This window comes from Pseudomonas sp. KCJK8993, from assembly GCF_046230915.1.
Taxonomy (GTDB): domain Bacteria; phylum Pseudomonadota; class Gammaproteobacteria; order Pseudomonadales; family Pseudomonadaceae; genus Aquipseudomonas; species Aquipseudomonas piscis.
On record NZ_JBJJLO010000012.1, the window covers coordinates 75,311 to 90,877 of the forward strand.

7 protein-coding genes are annotated in these 15,567 nt (G+C 65.1%); 1 reads left to right on the plus strand and 6 read right to left on the minus strand.

Annotation, left to right across the window (positions count from 1 at the left end; all coding sequences use genetic code 11):
- Position 1 precedes the first annotated feature (1 nt).
- The 5 genes from ACK6AU_RS06535 to ACK6AU_RS06555 all read right to left on the minus strand — a co-directional run bounded on the left by ACK6AU_RS06535 (position 2) and on the right by ACK6AU_RS06555 (position 13,633).
- Positions 2-859, minus strand: coding sequence for a hypothetical protein (locus ACK6AU_RS06535; protein ID WP_260497910.1), 858 nt, complete (start codon positions 857-859; stop codon positions 2-4).
- On the minus strand, positions 856-10,497 hold the full coding sequence (locus ACK6AU_RS06540; RefSeq protein WP_409298354.1) for a hemagglutinin repeat-containing protein: 9,642 nt from the start codon (positions 10,495-10,497) through the stop codon (positions 856-858). The genes ACK6AU_RS06535 and ACK6AU_RS06540 overlap by 4 nt, the downstream gene beginning before the upstream one ends.
- A 35-nt stretch (positions 10,498-10,532) precedes the next feature.
- Entirely contained in the window at positions 10,533-12,236 is a 1,704-nt protein-coding gene (locus tag ACK6AU_RS06545) for a ShlB/FhaC/HecB family hemolysin secretion/activation protein (protein WP_409298356.1), read from the minus strand.
- Between the two features lie 237 nt (positions 12,237-12,473).
- Positions 12,474-12,773 carry a PsiF family protein gene (locus tag ACK6AU_RS06550; protein ID WP_022642011.1) on the minus strand — a complete coding sequence of 100 codons (300 nt, stop codon included), beginning with the start codon at positions 12,771-12,773 and terminating at the stop codon, positions 12,474-12,476.
- Positions 12,774-12,844: 71 nt separating this feature from the next.
- On the minus strand, positions 12,845-13,633 hold the full coding sequence (locus tag ACK6AU_RS06555; protein ID WP_185697547.1) for a helix-turn-helix transcriptional regulator: 789 nt from the start codon (positions 13,631-13,633) through the stop codon (positions 12,845-12,847).
- A gap of 96 nt (positions 13,634-13,729) precedes the next feature.
- Between ACK6AU_RS06555 and ACK6AU_RS06560 the strand changes: the two genes are divergently transcribed.
- Entirely contained in the window at positions 13,730-14,617 is an 888-nt protein-coding gene (locus tag ACK6AU_RS06560; protein WP_185697546.1) for a DMT family transporter, read from the plus strand.
- Positions 14,618-14,629: 12 nt separating this feature from the next.
- Here the strand turns inward: ACK6AU_RS06560 and ACK6AU_RS06565 are convergent, their stop codons facing one another.
- Positions 14,630-15,520 carry a triacylglycerol lipase gene (locus ACK6AU_RS06565; protein WP_185697545.1) on the minus strand — a complete coding sequence of 297 codons (891 nt, stop codon included), beginning with the start codon at positions 15,518-15,520 and terminating at the stop codon, positions 14,630-14,632.
- Positions 15,521-15,567: the final 47 nt, after the last annotated feature.

The window sequence follows — 15,567 nt, forward strand, 5'->3', positions numbered from 1 at the left end:
TTCATTTCCTTATGCCGTCCGATGGCGTCGGTGCCTTGAGGTCAGGCAAGGGCACGTCGTAGCCGCAGTAATGCAACTCGGTGAGGGTCAGGCGTTTATCCGGATAATCGCTGCCCCAGGGCAGCCCCTGGTCGTAGCGAGACTTCGCATGGGCGCAAATCTCCTGCAACTTGCGTTGCGATGCTGCCAGCACCGACTCCGGCAAGGGATTGATCTTCAAGCTGTGGAAAAATGGCAGGATGAAGGTCTGGTCCAGATCGTAGCCCTTGGCACCCAACGGCATGCGCTGCCCGGCATGCACATAGAAGGGTTGCTTGAGACCACTCTCGCCTTCCCAGCACCAGTACTTGACCTCATCCTCCTGTAGCCCCACCGCCTGGCCCTTCCACGACTCGTAGAATCGCAGGCACTGATATCCCCCACGGGTGACCCAGTCCACCTGATTGGGCTGGAACCCGCTCCCCGGTAACGCCAGCGCAGCCAGCTTGGCTTTGGCGAACACATCCTTGGGATACAGCAGTCCATCGCCCTTGCCACTTAGGAAGCTGTCGACTCCCATGTAAAGCGACCCCGCCGTGACCTGGACATTCCCATAGACGAAGGTGCCCGAGGTCCCGACGGACAGCGCATCATCACCTTTACGGTAAGTGAAACCGCTGCTGAGCGTTCCACACTCCGTATGCCGGAAAGGCTCCGGCAGATCGAAGGAATAACGCTGGGTCAGGGTGACGCGCTTCGCCCCTTCGGTACACAGCATCCGCGAATCGAGACGCTGGTTCTCGTAGACCAGGGACGGCTTGCCGCAACCACTCAACAGCAGCATCGACAAGCAGGCCCCCAGTACTTTGTTCAAACTCATAGGTTGTTGGTCTTGTTCGCAGGATCCGGGATGCGCCCATGGTTGCCATTGGCGTCGATCAACGTCGGCGTAATGTAGCGCGAGTTGCCCTTGAACTGGTCCTGCAAGGCATTGGGCTTGTCGCCACACAAGGCCTTGGATACGCACAGGTAGTTCGAGTGGGGGCTGGAGGCCTGGAACAACTGGGTACTGGTGGCCAAGGAGCCGAAGAACCGGGCCACAGGCTCGGAAGAGTGCACAGCGTTGAAGCCCAGGAGGTCCGAAACCGTATCGGTAACCGGCAACATCCCGAAGAAGGTCTTCGAATTAGGCCGGTTCACCTGGAAGAAAGCTCCATCCTCGATGTTGAAACCGGCATCCTTGGCTGCTTGGAAGAAGTCCGCCGAGGCGACCGGAGCTCCGGAAAGCTGAATGCTGCCGACCTTGCCATTGAGATTGAAGTCCACTCCCGAAATGGCCCGGTAGGTCAACAGCCCCCCTTGGCTGTGGCCGGTAATGTCGAGCTTGAACTTGTCATCGACACCGGCCTGGAAGAAGTCGTGCAACTGCTGGGCAGTGCCGGAACGCACCGTGCCTCCCAGAGCCACGTCCCACAACGACTCGACCAGGTCCCCGAGCAAACCGTGCTCCGGGTTGTAGGCCTGGGTGAAGGTGTCCGATCCGGTCTGCATCGAGCCGTTGACCAGCGCCGCCAGCAATGAGTTCTGGATGCCGTTGGTGAAGATCGCGCCATCGCCGGCAGGTCGCTCGATCTCCATCAGGTTCGGAACCTGGGTGATCATCGGCTTGCCATCGGCATCGATCTTGATGGTCTTGCCATCGGCCTCGTACTGGTACTGGCTCTTGACCTGGTAGAAACGCATGTCACCGGTGATCAGGGTCGGGACCTGGGTGATCAGGCCGCCGTGGTTCTCCACGCCAGGCATGACACCACCGGTATATTTACCGGCCTTGTCGAGCACGGTTTCCAACAACCCTGGCACCCAGGCCAGCGGCAGCAACGACGGGTTATCGGCCACGGCCTTGTCCGCCGCGGCGGTCAGGTTGCCGTATTGGGTGAAGGCATCGGAGGCATTCTTGCCATAGTTCTTCATCCCCTCCTTCCATTGATTCAGGGTCTGCAACGGATGGCTCGCCGAATCCAGGGATGATTGCGAGACATACAGGTCGGTACGCTTCTCCTTGTCACGGGTGATTTCGTAGGCCCGGGACAGGTCGCGATTCAGGCCACTGGTGGAGTCCAGGCCGGTCTTGGCATCGTTGCGCACCACGATGCTGCCGGCGCCCACGGTGGCGCGCACCTCCTGCTCGCGGTCCTTGCGGTAGTCGTAGCCGCTGACGCTCCAGCCGGAACTGCCGGTCTTGCCCCGGCCTTCCTGGCTCTTGTCGGTGGTGAAGGCCACGTCCTTGCCACCAGTGGCCTTGGCCCCGTCGCCAGCGCCCCAGCCGAAGGTGCCACCGGCATTCAGATAGTAGCTGTGCTCCTTGTCTTGGCCTGCGATATCGCGAAAGCCCAGGGTGCCGGTGTCCAGCTTGAGCTTGCCGTTGTCGGCGGAGATCACCGAGCCGTCGAGCTGGGTGTGGTTCTCGGTACGGATATCCACGCCGTTCTGGCCAGTGATGCTGGTCTGTTCCTGCACCCAGTTGGTCTTGCCGGTGGTCTTGCCCAGGCCCAGGGAGCCGCTGACGCTGCCACCGCCGCCCAGGCCGATGCTCACGGTGACGCTGGCATCCATTTCCTTGCCGCTGACCTTGCCGGTGTCCGGCACCGAGGAGACCGTCAGGTCGCCACCGACCCGGCCAATGACTTCGCCACCACGCAGGGTGGCACCGGCGATGGTGGTGTCCTTGCCGCTGCTGAAGCGCAGTTGGTCGCCGGCCACCAGGTTGGCGTTCTGCTGGGCCTGGCCCTCGCGCTCCAGCTTGCCCTTGCCCATGTCGACGCTGGCATAGACCGAGATGAAGTCCTTGCCGCCCACGGCCAGGCCCACCTCGCCACCACCGCTACGCCGCTTGGACTCGGCGCTGGAGTCGTTCTGCGCCGCGCGAATGGTCAGGTCCTTGCCGGCACTGAGGTCGATGTCGCGCCCGCTCTGCACCTGGGTGCCCACCAGGGTCAGGTTGTCCTTGGCCTCGAGACTGACGTCGCGCCCAGCCAGGAGCACCGATGGCGTGCTGGTGCCCTGGCTCATTTGCTCGCTCGCCGTGCCATGGCTGCCGCCGATCCCGGCGCGAGCGCTACCGCCGCCACTCTGGCCGTTGATCCCGGTCTGGCTGCGGCTGTTCTTGCGCTCTTCAGCCACCGAACCACGGGCCACATCGACGGTGATATCACGTCCGGCCAGGGTGATGTCGCGCCCGGCATCGAAGTGCCCGCCGCGGATGCTGATGTCGTTGCCGGCCACCGCGCTGATATCGCGCCCGGCGCCCAGGCTGCTCGGGCTGTTGCCGTGGGTCTCCTGCCGCGAGCTGCTGGACTGGCTGGACGAGCCCAAATGGGTAGCCGTGGTGGGACCCGAGGTGAACTGGTTGATCGCATCCACGGTGCTCAGCACGCTGGACGCCTTGCTCACGTTGTCCTGGCCTTTGCCGGTGCCCTTGAGGGCGTCCATGGTATTGCCGAAGTTATGGCTGACATTGACCGTCAGGCCATTGCGCTCACGGCTTTTGCTGCGCTCCTCGATGAAGGTTTCCTTGCCGGCGTCGATGTTGATGTCATGCCCGGCCTGCAGGTTGAGGTCACGCTTGGCATCCACCCGCGAACCTTCCAGGGTCAGGTCGCGACCGGCCTTGATGGTCGCATCCTGTCCGGCCAGCAACTGGCTCGGCGCCACGGTTTCCTGGGCATCACGGGATTTTTTCTTGAGGGCCTCATTGCCCAGGAATGCAGTGACGCCATTGCGATCACTCTGCAGGCTCACGCCCGTGTGTTTCTCGGACTTCCAGTGGCTCTGGTCCTGGCTGTTGCTGCCGGCCAGGACATTGATGTCGCGCCCCGCACCGACGTTGAGGGTACGTTCGGCGGCCGCCGTGCTGCCGATCATGTTCACGTCCCGGGCCGCCTGCAGGGTGGTATCGCGCCCGGCGCTGACCACGCTGCCGACACTCTGGCTCTGCTGCTGCTCCTGCCCCGACTTCTTCGACGAGGCAATGGAGAGCAAGCCTCCGGAGGTGGAGAGGCCCACCTTGCTCTTGTACTTCTCGCTGTGGCTGCTGGACGTGTCGGCGGCGTCCATCAGGTTGATGTCGCCGCTCTTGTCGACCAGCCCGGCCCGCAGCTCGGCGTCGCGCTTGGCCTCTATCGAGCTGGCCGACAGGTTGACGTTGGTCCCGGCAATGATCACCGCGTCGTTGCCGGCGCTGAGCTCGCTGCCCACCTGAGTGGTGCTGCTGGAATTGCGACTGTTGCCGCTCTTGCTCAAACCGAAGCTGCCTTTCTTCTTCTGGCTGTAGGAGCTGTCCTGCTGCTCCTGGGCCGAAACCAGGCTGACATCGTGGGTGGCGCCCACCAGCAGGTCGTTGCCGGACTTGAGCTGGCTGCCGACCACGGTCACGTCGCGGCCGCCGTTGAGGCTGATGCGGCCGTCCTTGTCCTGGCTGACGTTGACCATCAGGTCGTGCCCGGCGCTGATCTCGGAGGCCACGTTGGTGGTCGAGGAGTCGGCGCTGCGCGTGGTCTTGCTCTTGCCCCAGGAGCCTTTCTTCTTCTGGTAGAAGGTCGAGGACTGCTCGTCCTGGGCCGAGGCGATGACCATGTCGCGCTTGGCATTGAGCGACAGGTCATGGCCGGCATCGACCTTGCTCGCCACCACCGCCAGATCGCGTCCAGCCTCCAGCTGCAGGTTGCCGCCGGCACTGACGCTGGAACCCAGGGTCTGCACCGTGTCCTTGGTCACCAGGCCGCGACGGATGGCGCTCTGGGTGAAGGTATGGTCCTGCACCGCCAGCAGGTCGATGTCACGCCCGGCGCTGAGCTTGGCATCGCCGGCGCTGGCGATCTGGCCCTTGTTGGTCAGGTCGCGGCCGGCGCTGAGGTCGAGCGTCTGCCGCGCGCTGATCTGGCTGCCCTGGTCGAGGATGGTCCGGCTGCCGGAGCCATAGCCCACGGCCACCGCCGTACGATCGTTGAGGATGTCGCCCTTGATGGCGCTGACGCTGACCTGGTTGCCGCGGATCTCGCCGGCCAGGGCGTTGCGCACGCTGTCCTGGGCCATCAGGCTGACGCGCTCGTTGGCTTCGATCAGGCCGCCCTGGTAGAGGCTGCCCCCGGCGTTCACGTTCAGGTCGTTGCTGGCGCGCAGGGTACCGACGTTGCTCAGGTCGCCCCCGGCGATCAGGTGCATGTCGCGCCCCTGTACCAGGCTGCCGCCGCGCAGGTTGCGACTTTCCGCCTGGGCCAGGTACAGCACCGGCACCAGCACTTTCTCACCCTGCACTTCGCGGGTTTCCATCCACACGATGTCGTGGGTCAGCGAAGCCACCTGGGCCGGAGTCAGGGACACACCGACACTGAGCTTGAGCTGGTCCCTGGAAGCGATGGCGTTGTCCATCAGGTAGCGATACTGGTCGTAGTCGCTGGTCAATCCGGCCGCCAGGAAGCGTTGCCCGGTCTGGGCCAGCACCGCGTCGCGGATCATCCGGGTCTCATAGAGCCCGTCGCCCAGGCGGCGCCAGGTCTTATCGTCGTTGTAGTTCAGGTGGCCGAGCATGTAGTCCGAACTCATGAAGCGTGAGAGGTCGGTAAAGGTCGGATTGGTTTCGATCAGGTAGCGGCCTTGCGGGTTCTGGCTCTTGACGAACAGGCCGTACTCTCCCTGGGGCACGCGGAAGCTGGAGAGCGATGTCGGGTCCACGGCGGCGAAAGGCACGCCGGCGAAGTCCACCGGAACGAAGCTGACCTGGGTCGTGCCATCGGCGGCGACCCGCTCGACTCGCTGCACGTCCTTGGCCACCTGGTTGGCGGCGGCGGAGCTCTGCGCGTTGACCGTGATCACCTGGCCGCCCACCTGGGACAGGCTGTTCTGCAGTGTCTGGCCGGTGAGCTGGGCCCGGGTCTGCTGGCTCAGTACACCATTCTCCAGGTTGCCGCTGACGTTCAGGTCCAGGCGCTGCCCGGCCTGCAGGGTAGCGGCGTAGGCGGTCTGGGTACCCGGGCGGACCACGGTATGGGGCTCCAGTTGCGGATACCGGGTCACCACCGTCGGCAGCGGGTCTTGCTGGCCCGGTGCACGATCGCGGTTAGCGGCATTCCAGGCGTTGGTGGCACGCTCGGCGGCGCGGAACGCCCCCTTGCTCACACTCTTCAGGTAGTAGCTGATGCTCTCGACCCGCTCGTCCAGGGTCAGGCCCCGGTTGTAGAAGTTGGTGGCCGTGACCGAGGCGTTGCGGTTGGCGGCGATCAGGCTCTGCTGGTTCTCCACCGTGTCGGCATTGATGGTCAGGTCACGGTTGGACACCAGCCGGGCCGCGGCCGCATGGTCGCCCATCACGTCCTGGTAGGTGGTGTTGACGATGTAGGTGGCGGTGTGATGACGGCCGGAGCAGTCGGTGCAGTTGATCTCGATAAAGCGCTTGCTGATGCTCTGGCTGGTCTTGTACCAGTCCATGGCGTTCTCCAGGGTCGCCATGTCGAGGTGCATGTCGCCTTCGCTCTCGATGGTCCCGGAGCGGTTGCTCAGCAAGCTGGCGCGGCCACCGTCGCGGGCGGCGAAACTGAGGTTGCCGACGCTGTAGATGTCGCCGTAGCTGTTGTTCAGGCTGTTGCCCCGCAGGAGCATGTCGGTGCCGCTGTAGATCAGGCTATCGGCGCCGTTGCCGATGCCATTGCCGGAGCGCAGTTGCACCTGGCCCAGAGCGCCGAGGGTGCCACGGTTGTTGATCTGCGCCGCCGAGGCGTAGAGATTCTGGCTGGCGATCAGCCGGCCGAGGTTGTCCAGCGTGCCACGCAGGTTCAGCTCGGTATCGCCGCCACTGGCGGTGCGCCCGCCATTCTGGTTCAGGTCGCCGGCGCCGATGGTCAGCTTGCCTTTGGAAGACAACAGGCCGCTGTTGTTCAGGTTGCCGGCCAGGTCCAGGGTCAGGTAGCCATCGCTGGCCAGTTCGCCAGCGTTGTTCAGCGTCGCGGCGCCCAGGCGCAGGCCACTGGCACTGGCGATGCGGTCACCGGCATTGAGTGTGAGATCGCCGCCGGTGCTCAGGTCCAGCGCACCGTTGAGCTGCATCAGCCCACTACGATCCACGCTACCGATATCCCAGTCTCCATGGCCCAGGCCAGTGATGCGCCCCTGGGCGCCGGACAGCGAACCCAGGTCGAGCTTGAACAGGCCGGTACCGGCATGTTCGACAGCACCACCGATGTTGCTCAATTGCCCGGCACTCAGTGCCAGGGCGCTGGAACCCAGGGCCAGGCTGCCGCCCTGGTTGTTCAAGACGCCGCCCAGGGTGATCCGGCTCTGCTCGCCAGCCAGGGCCCGGACGCGACCGCCGGCGCTGTTGTCGAGGTTGCCGCCCACCAGTAGCAGGGAACCGGCCGACTCCACCAGGCCGCCCTGGTTGTAGAGGTTGGCCGCAGCGTTCAGCTCGAGCTGCTGCGCACTGATCTGGCCACCCAGGCGGTTGTCGATAACCTGCCCGGTGCTTTTGAGCAGGCCATTGGCGTAGAGCTTGCCCGCCTGGTTGGTCAGGCGGTCCACCACCAGCTTGAGGGTGCCGGCCTGGCTGCTGATCAATCCGGCCTTGCCGTCCAGGGCGCTGTTGTCCAGGGTTCCGGCAGTCACGCCCAGGGACGCGCCTTGTACGGTGCCACCCTGGTTGTCGAGGGCGCCCTGGCCCAGGGCGATCTCGCCATGACCGTCCTTGGCCAGGACCAGGCCCTGGCTGTTCTTCAGACGACCACCCACCAGGCTCAAGCCGTCGGCGCCGGCCAGCAGTTGCCCCTGGCGGTTGTCCAGGGTCGTGCCCTGGACCTCGAGGCGCTTGCCCTTGAGGGTGCCACCCTGGTTGTCCAGCAGCGCCAGCTGGCTGGCGCGCAGCTTCTGCTCGGCGGCCTCGATGGTGCCGCCGCGGTTGTCCAGCACGCCGTTGTTCAGGTCCAACTCCACGGCACCGGCCTTGGCCACCACCGCGCCCTTGGCGCTGTTGTCCAGGCCTGCGGCGTCGATCCCGACACTGTTACCCAGCAGCACCCCGCCGGCGTTGTTCAACTGGCCACCGCTCAGTTGCAGATGACCGTCGCTTTGCAGGCGGCCCTGGCTGTTGAACAACTGGCCCTGGGTCGCGCCGTCGGCCTCCAGGGTCAGTTTCAAGCCATCGTTGCCCGCCGCCAGCAGGCCGGCTTCGCGGTTGTCCAGGCGCTGGGCGCCAATGGCCAGGCGATCCCCCACCAACTGCCCGCCACGGTTATCCAGCAAGCCATGGCTGCTGACCTGCACCTGGTTGCCCACCACCACGCCACCTCGGTTGGCCAACCCACCCGTCTTGAGCTGCACGTCGCCATGCTTGGCCTGCAGATGGCCCAGGGCGTTGTTCAGGTGCTGGGTGACGGTCAGCGTCAGCTTGCCAGCCTCGGCGCTCACCACCCCGCCCTGGTTCTGGCTGAGGCTGTCGAGGGTGGCCTCCACCGCGTTGCCGATGACCTGGCCCTGGTCGTTCGCCAAGTCCCTGGCCACCAGCAGCAGGTGCTCCTTGCCTTGCAGCAGGCCGCCCTGGTTATCGACATCGGCGACCCGCAGCTCCAGGTTGCCGGCATCCACGGTGCCGCCCTGGTTGTCGAGCTTGCCGGCACTGCCGAGGATCAGTTGCGGGGCGTGCAGGGTCCCGTTGTGGTTGTCGACGCTGGCGGCCTTGAGGTCCAGCCGCGAGGTGGCCTGGAGCTTGCCGCTGGCGTTGAGCAGATCCTGCTCGAGTTCCAGGTGCAAAGCGCCCTGCTCGGCGCTGACCAGGCCGTCATGGCTGTTGTCCAGGCGCTTGCCGGCCACCGTGACCTGGTCGGCGAGCAGCTTGCCACCCTGGTTGAGTACTTCGCCGCCCGAGGTCTTGAGCAGGGTCTGGGCCTGGAGCCGGCCGGCATTGTTGTTGAGCTGCTCGGCAATGACGAAGGTCGCTGCGGCCTGGCTGGCACCGATCAGGCCCTGCCGGTTATCCAGCCGGTCGGCGCCGATGTGCAGCGTGTCGGCGATCACCGAGCCCTTCTGGTTGCTCACCTCGCGGGCCTTGACGGTCAACCCCGCGGCGGCCACCTCCAGGCGCCCGCCATCGTTGTTCAAGCTATCGAGCGCCAGGTCCACGGCTTGCCGGTCGCCGAAGCGGATCAGGCCGCCCAGGTTGGCGATGGCCGGGGTATTGAGCACCAATTCGCCCTGGGCCAGCAGCCGCGCCTGTTCACCCTGGTTGAGAACTCGTGCGGCGTTGACCCGCACCTTGGGCCCCTGGATCACCCCGCCCTGGTTGTTCAGGACCTGGCGTGCCGTGAGGTCGAGATTGCGACTGGCCAGGACATCGCCACGGTTCTCCAGGTGGCCGGCGACCAGCTTGACCTCGCCGTGGTCGTTGCGGCTGTTGTCGGCATTGACCCCGGCCTCGATGATGCCGTGGTTGACCACCTGCGCGGCGTCCACCACCTGGACCCGGTCACGGGCCGCCAGGCTGGTGCGTACCTGGACCTGCTCGCTGGCCTCCAGGGTCGCCTCGGTACCGGCATAGGCCTTGCCCTTGAGATCGATGTCCCGGGCCTTCACGGCGATGGCCTGGTTGGCGCTGATACCCGCTACCGTGACCTTGCCATTGGCGTCGATCTGGATATCGCCGGTGCTGGCGGCCATGTCCCCGGACATGTTCACCCCCACGCCCCGTTCGGTACCCACCAGGCGGATGGCCCCGGCATACATCCCACCCAGCGCCGAGCTGTCGATGGCCAGCTCCGGCTTGGCCTCGGCCTCGCCGTCGCGGGCCGTGACGCTCAGGTCGTCGGCCTTGACGTCGTTGCGCCCGGTGATGACGTTGAGCTTCTTGGCGTAGAGGTTGGCATTGAGCTTGGTGCTGCGGGTGATCAGGTCGAACTGGTCGATATTGCTGGCATTGAGCCCGGCGCCCTCGATGCTGATATCGCCACCCTCGACCTGGAACCGGTCGAGCCGCTGGCCTTCGATCACCGGCTTGCCGGTGGTCAGGGTCGCCCTCGGGGTATTGATGAAGCCGCAACCGTTGCAGGTGATGCCATGGGGGTTGGCGACGATGACCCGGGCGGACTGCCCGGCCACCTCGGTGTAGCCGGCCAGCTTGCTGCGGTTGCTGCCGGTGACTTCGTTGAGGATGACCTGCGCCGCCTGGCCCTTGAGGTTGGGGTTGCCGAGGATGTAGCCACCCAATTGGGTGCTCTGGGTCGCATTGGTGGCGTTGTTGAGGATCAGGCCGTTACTGCCGACGTTGTATTCGCTGAACTTGTTATGGGACAAGCCGCTGCCATTGGCCCCGTTGATATTGACGATGGGCACGCCGTTACCCGCCGCGCCGATGGTCGCATTGCCACCGGCCGCCGGGTCCAGGGCCAGCTCGGCGGCGACGCTGATGATCGGGTTGAGGAACAGGATCCCCGACAGCGACAAGGCAATGCATTGGGCAAAAGGCTTGCGTACGTCCATGTACAAATCATCCATCCACTAACGGTTGAGCAGAGTCAGAAGAACAGGTCTACCCGGAAGTACACCGGGTGTTCTCGCCTCTCGATAATTGCCGGTCGCTCCAGGGAGCGGGCGAAACTGAGCGATGCCGCCAGGTACTGGCCGCGGGCATTGAGCTCGATGGCGTTGCCACTCAGGCGCCCCTTGGCGTCGCGGTTGTAGCGATCGCCCTTGATCGCCCCGACGTCGTAGGCGAAGGCCAGGCCGTACTCCTGGACGAAGGGTTGCAGCGCCTGCCAGGTCACCGCCCGGCGCCAGCGCAGTTGGTTGCGCCAGTAGCCACCGCTGTTGCCGGAGAGGGTCTGGTCCTGGAAGCCACGCACCGAGTTGAGGCCGCCGAGGCTGATGCGCTGGGGGCTGAAGAGCGGGTCTTCGCTACGCTGCCCGGTGGCCATGCTGTCGAAGCTGAAGTTCTCGTCCCACAGGCGAAAGGGCTGCAGGTAGCTCAGGGTCAGGCTGTACTTGTTGTAGCGCGCCACCGGCTCGCTGCCGCGGGGATGCCCGCTGGCCTGGGCGTCGAGGGCGCCGATGCCCTGCTGCCAGCCGATGTCGGCGTTGACCAGGGCGTTGCCGATGCGCCGCCCGTGGTTGAAGCCCAGTTGGCTTTCGGTGATGCGGTTGCTGGAGACATCGATCAGGTTGTCATCGATGTAGTTGCGGGTCCGCAGGTGGCTGATCCCCAGGTTCATGCCGGTCTTGCTGAGGTTGTCCCGGTGCAGCACGCGCTCGGCCCGCAACTGCTGGTTCTTGCTCAGGCCGTCCATGGAGAAATTGAAGCCGGTGGCGTCGTTGCGAGTGCGGTAGTAGCTCTGGCTATAGGAGTAGCTGAAGGTCCACCAACCCCAGGGCAGGCTGTAGAACAGGCTCTGGTTGTCGGAATGGCGCCAGCGGTCGCTGACCGCGTCCTGGTTGGCCCGCAGGCTCAACTGGTCCGCCAGCCCGAGGGGGCTGTCCCAATCCAGGCCGAGGCCCATCTGTTGTTCGCCGGTGCTCTTGTCACCGTTGTTGTTGCGCGTCGCCGATAGCCGCCAGGGCTTGAGGCGCTCGCCCTTGAGCCCCACCCGGCTATCGCCGAGCTGCGCGCCGGGGGCCAGTTCCAGTTCGACCTGGCGCGACGGCAGGCGGCTCAGTTGATCCACCAGTTGCTCCAGCTCCCGCAGGTTCAGCACCTCGCCGGTGGAGCCGGGAAAGGCCATGGCCAGCTCCCGGGAACTGGCCAGGGCAGAACTGTCCAGGCTCTCCAGGCGCCCTTCGACCACCACGATCGTCAGTTGCCCGGCCCCCAGCTCCTGGGCCGGCAGGTAGGCCCGGGTGGTGACATAACCCAGTTGCAGGTAGTGGTGGGTGATGGCCTTGAGCAAAGTGTTGATCTGCGCGACCGACAGGCACTGATCGCGATAGGGGGCGATCAGGCGCTCCTGGTCGGCGGCGCTCAGGTGTTCGGCACCCTTGAGGACCACGGTCCTGATGGTGAAGCAGCGCTGTTCGCCAGGCTGGGGAGCCGGTTCGGCGGGCAAGGTCTTGCCAGGCAGTTGCTGGAGTTCATCGAGGCGTCGTTGCCGCTCCTGCAGCAATTGCTGCTGGCGATCGCGAATCAGGTCGCGGTCGCCCGGCGTCTGGAAAGGCTCGGCGCAAACGACAAAAGAACCAGATAGAGCACAAAACGCTACAACAGGCTTCAACCAGCCAAAACGTGGCATGCCGTCATTCCCTTGAAACGGACACTGGGGAAGGTCCGTACGGCGCATCCAGGCGCCTGTTTTTGAAGGGCATGAATTCTAAATGTAAATCGGGCAACCCCCTAAAAAACCGACGAACGGTAAATCTTTAGCTAACTAATTGAAACGATGGAGGTTTATGGCAGGCCCATAGCGCCGGACCTCGATGAGGGCCAGGACCCAGCGGGTTCTCGGCGCCCCGCCCCCATCGAGCCGCGATCATTTTTTCTTCAGGCAGTCGCTCATGAAGGTCTTGCGCGCATCGCCCTTGAGCGCCTTGGCCGTGGCGTCGGCGTTGCACGATTTCATTCTTTCCTGGGGCGTGGAAGGCGTCGCGGCGGCGGCCGGCGCAGCCTTGAGGCAAGTACTCATGAAGGCCTTGCGCTCATCGCCCTTGAGGCTCTTGGCGGTGGCTTCGGTGTTACAGGTGGTCATCTTGTTCTGTTGGGCGGTGGCGGCAAAACCCTGGGAGCACAGCAGCAGGCCCACCATCAGCAACGGGATACGCAACATCTTCATGGAGTTTTCTCCTTGTCACCGCACCGATGGGCGCGGCCTCCCAGGCAGTGTAGACAAAGCCTGTTACACCTTCACCTGTTCTGCAGGCCCGCCCGGCGGTACTGCTCGGGGGTGCAGCCGGCGTGGCGCTGGAACATCGCGATGAACGCCGAGGCGGTGCTGTAGCCCATGTCGAAGGCGATCTCCTGGATGCTGCGGTGGCTCTCCAGGGCCTGGATCGCGGCCAGGAACCGCTGGCGCTGGCGCCACTCGCCGAAGCTCATGCCCAGCTCACGCACGAACTGCCGGGCCAGGGTCCGCTCGCTGACATGGGCCTGTTGCGCCCAGTAGGCCAACGGCTGGTTGTTGCCCGGCTCGGCCTGCAGCGCCTGGAGTACCCGCGACAGGTCGGGGTGGTTGGCATAGGGCAGGAAGCAGGTATGCACCGGAGCCTGGCGCAACTGGTCCAGCAGTACCTGGGCCAGGCGCTGGTCGGCTGCGCCCTCGGGGATCTGCACGTCCCGGCTGGCGAAGTCCTTGAGGATCGCCTTGAGGATCTCGCTGATGCTCAAGGTGCAACCCTGCCGCGGCAGGTCGTGGCACAACTCCGGCGCCAGCAGCACCGCGCGATAGTTGATCGGCTGGCTGCTATAGAAACTGTGGGCGGTGTAGGGCGGCACCCAGACCGCGTACTGGGGCGGGGACATGAAGCGCTGGCCGGCGATCTCCATGTGCATCACGCCATGGGCCGAATACTCCAGGCAGCCCCAGGGATGGCGGTGCTCCAGGGCATGGCTGTGGGCGGCGAAGTCGGCATAGCGGAAGTACACCGGCGCGGGCAGGCCGTGGAAGTCCAACAGATCGATGTGTTTTTTGCTCATGCTGTCCGGATACAGGGGCGGGTTGTCCGGTTCGCAGTATAGGCGCTGATCCGGACAGGAGGATAATCAGCCCTCATTCACTTCCTGGCTGTCTCCATGCAATACGCTTATCCATTACTGGCCGTCTTCATCTGGGCCGGCAATACCGTGGTCAACAAACTCGCGGTGGGGGCCATCTTCCCAGCGGAGATCGGTTTTTATCGCTGGCTGCTGGCGGGCTTGCTGTTCACCCCGTTCATGCTCGGGCCGGTGCGGCGCCACTGGCCGGTGATCCGCCCGAATCTTGGCCGCATCTTCGTCCTCGGCGTACTGGGCATGGCGGTGTACCAGAGCCTGGCCTACTTCGCCGCCATCCAGACCTCGGCCACCAACATGGGCATCATCCTTTCGCTGATGCCGCTGATGTCCCTGGCCATGGCCATCGCGGTGCTGGGTCAGCGCCTGACCGCCGGGGCCCTGGTTGGCGCGGTGCTGTCCTTCGCCGGGGTGCTGGTGGTGGTGTCCTCCGGTAGCCTGGCCAGCTTGCTGCAGCACGGGGTCAACCTGGGCGACGCGATGATGCTGGTGGCCACCCTGGCCTATGCGGTGTACAGCACCCTGCTGAAGAAGTGGCAGCTGCGCCTGCCCCCCCTGGTACTGCTGTACTTGCAGGTATTGGTCGCGGTGCTGGTGCTGCTGCCGCTGTTCCTGGCATCGCCGAAAGTCGGCCCGACCCTGCAGAACATCCCACTGGTGCTCTACGCCTGCCTGCTGGCCTCGATGCTCGCGCCACTGGCCTGGATGCAAGCCGTGATACGCCTGGGGCCGAGCCGGACCACGCTGTTCTTCAACCTGCTGCCGTTGGTCACCGCGCTGATCGCCGCCGTGGTGCTGCGCGAGCAACTGGCCTGGTTCCACCTGGTGGGCGGGGTCCTGACCCTGGGCGGCGTGGTGCTGTCCGAACGCTGGACCCGGGAGCTGGGCTCGCGCCTGCGTGCAGCCTGAAGAACCAGCGGCTCAAAGCCCGGCCGCCTTCAGGCGCCGGGCATGCTCGACGAACAGGCGGATCGGCTCGGCGCCCTTGCCCACCAGCCCCAGGGACTGGTTGACGATATCGAAGTGATCCAGGGGATAGTCGTCGCCGATGACCATTCCCAGGTGCGAGCTGTAGCGCCCCACCATGCCGTCGCATTGCCCGGCCTCGCGCACGAAGGTCCGGGCGAACAACCGGCAACTGCGGCTCGAGCCGTCCAGCAAGTTCCCGCCACGATTGGTCTTGCCCGGCTGCAAGGTGCCGGACCAGGAGTAGTAGCGCACGCCGGCGACCTCTTCCGCGCCCTGCCCGCCCCAGGTCGTCGGCAGGCCCTGTGGATACTGGCGGTTGAACAGGGCCACGCCCTCGCTGGTCAACGACTGGTGCGAAGCATGGATGTCCGCCGGCAGCTTCGGCCCGCGATAGCCGGTCTCCAGCAGCGTCATCAAGGCCGAGATCCCACGCAGCAGCAGGCTCAGCATGCGTCCGCGCCAGCTGTGGGCCGGCGCATGACGCTGCAGGTAGTCCGCCAGCTCGGAACCGTGGTTGGGGCCCGCCACCGACGTCACCGAAGCCACCAGGTCCGCCCGCCGGGCCGCCGCGTAGCGCGCCGTGAGCGCGCCCTGGCTATGGCCGATCAGGTTGACCCGGGCGGCGCCGGTCTGCTCCAGGATCCGCTGGATCTGTACCAGCAGTTGCTCGCCACGCACCTCGCTGGAGTTGAGCGGCGAGACCTGTACCGCGAACACCTGGGCGCCACCCTGGCGCAAGGCCGGGATGATCCCGTACCAGTAGGGGTAGAGCAGCAGGCGGACAAAACCGAGCATGCCGGGCACCAGGACCAGGGGGTAACGGGTGGCAAGCTCTTGGGACATGGAAGACATCCTTGTGCGGAAACGGTGACCAGGCTGAAAGCTAGACC